Source organism: Streptomyces durocortorensis, from assembly GCF_016901035.1.
GTDB classification, from domain to species: Bacteria; Actinomycetota; Actinomycetes; order Streptomycetales; family Streptomycetaceae; genus Streptomyces; species Streptomyces durocortorensis.
The window spans coordinates 39,003-40,290 of the sequence record NZ_JAFEUF010000011.1; the positions used below are offsets into that span (position 1 = coordinate 39,003).

Genomic DNA, 1,288 nt, shown 5'->3' on the forward strand with positions numbered 1-1,288 from the left:
TTGCCCCCACGCGGGCGCGGCGGGGTCGCGGGGGGGCGCTGGTTTGGGGGTTCTGGGGGCGGAACGCGACCCCCCCCCCGGGGGGGGGGGGGGGGGGGCGCGCCCCCCCACACCGTACGGGTGACGGCTCGTCACATGCCGTGGACCGCGGGGACCGTGCCCAGGCGGCCGGCCTGGAAGTCCTCGAAGGCCTGCTTCAGTTCGGCCTGACTGTTCATCACGAACGGTCCGTAGTGCGCCATCGGCTCCCGGATCGGGCGGCCGCCGAGGAGGACGACCTCCAGGTCCGGGGTGTTGCCGTCCTGCCGCTCGTCCGCGCGGACGGTCAGCGAACCGCCGGACCCGAACACCGCGGTCTGGCCCATCGTGACCGGACGGCGCTCCTGGCCGACCGTGCCGCGTCCGGCCAGGACGTACGCGAGGCCGTTGAAGTCCTCGCGCCACGGCAGGGTCACCTCGGCGCCGGGCCGGACGGTGGCGTGGATCATCGTGATCGGGGTGTGGGTGATGCCGGGGCCCTGGTGGCCGTCGAGCTCACCGGCGATGACCCGGAGCAGCGCGCCGCCGTCCGGGGAGGCGAGGAGCTGGACCTCGCCGCCGCGGATGTCCTGGTAGCGCGGGTCCATCATCTTGTCGGCCTTGGGCAGGTTCACCCAGAGCTGGAGGCCGTGGAAGAGGCCGCCGGACAGGACGAGCGACTCCGGCGGGGCCTCGATGTGCAGCAGGCCCGAGCCGGCGGTCATCCACTGGGTGTCGCCGTTCTCGATGGTGCCGCCGCCACCGTTGGAGTCCTGGTGGATGAAGGTCCCGTCGATCAGGTACGTCACCGTCTCGAAGCCGCGGTGCGGGTGCCAGGGGGTGCCCTTCGGCTCCCCGGCGGCGTACTCCACCTCACCCATCTGGTCCATCATGATGAACGGGTCGAGGTGCCGGTAGTTGATCCCCGCGAAGGCGCGGCGGACGGGGAAGCCCTCGCCCTCGAAGCCGCTGGGCGCGGTCGTGACGGCGAGCACGGGACGGGCCGCGGCGTCACCCGAAGCGGCCACCTTGGGCAGGGTCAGCGGGTTGTCGACAGTCACTGCGGGCATGGAAGCCACCTCCGGGCGAGTGTTCTGCGATCAATTTAGTTGAATGGTGAACATCCTGCAAGGCGTCGCGCATTCCCGGAGGCCGGCCACGACAGGGGGGGGGGGGGGGCCCCCCGGGGGGGGGGGGGGGGGCGGCGGGCGGCGGCGCGCTCGGGCGGCCCGGCGGCACCGCCGCCCCAACCCCACGGAGCCCGCGCACC

Annotated in this window: 1 protein-coding gene; it reads right to left on the reverse strand. The window is 73.7% G+C overall.

The window, feature by feature from the left end:
• Positions 1 to 131: 131 nt before the first annotated feature.
• Complete coding sequence (locus tag JS521_RS04140; RefSeq protein ID WP_205081340.1) at positions 132 to 1,088, reverse strand: pirin family protein; 957 nt, start codon at positions 1,086 to 1,088, stop codon at positions 132 to 134.
• Positions 1,089 to 1,288: the final 200 nt, after the last annotated feature.